This is a genomic window from Microcystis sp. LE18-22.4A (assembly GCF_027531105.1).
In the GTDB taxonomy this organism is placed as follows: Bacteria; Cyanobacteriota; Cyanobacteriia; order Cyanobacteriales; family Microcystaceae; genus Microcystis; species Microcystis aeruginosa.
The window spans coordinates 1-2,073 of the sequence record NZ_JAPZRB010000330.1 but is presented as its reverse complement, the minus strand read 5'-3'; the positions used below and the strand labels follow the sequence as shown (position 1 = coordinate 2,073).

2 protein-coding genes are annotated in these 2,073 nt (G+C 44.0%); both read left to right on the top strand.

All coding sequences use genetic code 11. The features are described 5' to 3' along the window. Positions 1–397 precede the first annotated feature (397 nt). Entirely contained in the window at positions 398–1,324 is a 927-nt protein-coding gene (argF, locus tag O9295_RS14530; RefSeq protein WP_002762401.1) for an ornithine carbamoyltransferase, read from the top strand. Between the two features lie 132 nt (positions 1,325–1,456). Next, entirely contained in the window at positions 1,457–1,882 is a 426-nt protein-coding gene (locus tag O9295_RS14525) for a hypothetical protein (RefSeq protein WP_288033494.1), read from the top strand. The last annotated feature ends 191 nt before the right edge of the window (positions 1,883–2,073 follow it).

The following is a 2,073-nucleotide window of genomic DNA, read 5'->3' as shown; positions in this document are numbered from 1 at the left end:
TAATTCTTGGGCTGCCCATTTCTCCATTTTTTTGCTTACCTCCACCTTAATTCCTTCTTTCAAAACTATACCTATCAATCGTTTCCCCTTTTTTTAAGTTTCTTCTCTTTTTGTTAAGAAAGATCCGACTAATGGATAGCTTGATAAGGGGGGTGCCGATAGGCGGGGGGATCCGCCTTGATAAGGGGGGAATCTGACAATTTTTAACACCTACCTAATTTAACAAAAAAAAGTGGGGGTGTTAGCTGGACTAACATCCCCCAAAATGAAAATTTTCGGGAAAAATTGCCTAATAGCGAAAAAACTGGATTATAATAAGGTCTTTACTCAAGATTTTTGCTAACCGCTAACTGCCATAAAACCCAATCAAGACCCCTGTTTATCGAGAGAAAAACCAATGGTAGCCACTTTAAAAGGACGAGATGTTTTAAGAATAACCGACATGAGTAGCGAAGAAATCAGCGCCCTACTCAATCTATCGGCACAGCTTAAAGCTGGCACTCTTAACCCTAGCTGCAAAAAAGTCTTGGGATTGCTATTTTATAAAGCTTCCACCCGGACGCGGGTTTCCTTTACCGTCGCCATGTACCAGTTAGGGGGACAGGTGATCGATCTTAATCCCAGTGTAACCCAAGTGGGGCGCGGGGAACCCTTAGCAGATACAGCCCGGGTACTCGATCGCTATCTCGATATTCTCGCGGTTCGCACCTTTAAACAAGAGGATTTAGAAGCTTTTGCCAATTACTCGCGCATCCCGATTATCAACGCTTTAACGGATTTAGAACATCCCTGCCAGATATTAGCCGATTTACAGACTATCCAAGAGACTTTTCAGACTTTACGGGGAATTAACCTCACCTATGTGGGGGATGGCAATAATGTCGCTAATTCTCTCCTCTTGGGTGGTGCTTTGATGGGGTTAAATGTGCGAGTTGCCTCCCCCGCAAACTATCAACCCGATGGGGAAATTGTCGCCAGCGCCCAGGCTATTGGCGAGAAAACCGGTAGTAAAATCTTAATTACCGACGATCCCGTTACGGCCGTAAAAGACTCTCAGGTGGTCTATACTGATGTCTGGGCGAGTATGGGACAGGAAAGCCTCGCTGATGCCCGAATTCCCGTTTTTCAGCCCTACCAAGTCAATGAACAGCTAATGAGTCACGCTGACAAAGACGCGATTATTCTCCATTGTTTACCTGCTCACCGCGGCGAAGAAATTACCGACGGGGCGATCGAGGGTGTACAATCAAAAGTCTGGGAGCAAGCGGAAAATCGGATGCACGCCCAAAAAGCTTTAATGGTGAGTTTATTGGGATTAATCTAGCTCCAGATGCTCAGTTACCTAAAATAATTATTAAACTACATAATCTATCGTCACCGGCTCTGTCCGACACTGGAAGTTAACGCTAGGATTGATGGTAAGAGCAATCATCAGGGCAGCCTCCACACAAACTATATGTCAGACACCTCCGCAGTTAAAAAATATCTCGCCCATTGGTTTCAATTGGGAAAAAAAGTTATTTGTCCCAAAAACCAAGCTATGCTATTTCCGCTGCCAATTTTCAATGCTGATCGCTATTCGTCGGAGTTTGAAGATTGTTGGCAAAAAATTCTTGATCCTCAAAGTGGCGATTGTTACCTAGAAGGTACTCAACAAACTATCCGAGACTTACTTTCCCCTCAATGGGAATTTCATCCCTGCGCTCGTTGTACTATACCCGTACCAATTGAAGTGGTGGGACAATCGAGTTTATCCTGTCCCTGCCATGATTTGAGTAATTGGCCCAATTTAGAATTACCCCTACCCCATTTACCTGTCAATAGTCAAGAAAATCTCGATCGCATCCGGCAAAGATTGCTAAAAAATTCTCACCCACATTAACCGGACAAAAAGAGACGTTAGGGGTAACGTCTCGACAAAAGGGTTGAGATTTAGGGTCTGCTGAATAAATCTAAAAACCTTGTTGGATAAGACTTTTAGACTTTTTTTTCCTCAAAAAGTGCCAGCCGTTGCGGGGATCGGGGGGAAAATTCAGGTACTTTTTCCCTGAAAATTAGGTAATTGACTACCTC

Bases quoted from the DNA above. Each gene is read 5' to 3' on its own strand.
- argF (WP_002762401.1), top strand. From the start codon at position 398: ATGGTAGCCACTTTAAAAGGACGAGATGTTTTAAGAATAACCGACATG.
- O9295_RS14525 (WP_288033494.1), top strand. From the start codon at position 1,457: ATGTCAGACACCTCCGCAGTTAAAAAATATCTCGCCCATTGGTTTCAA.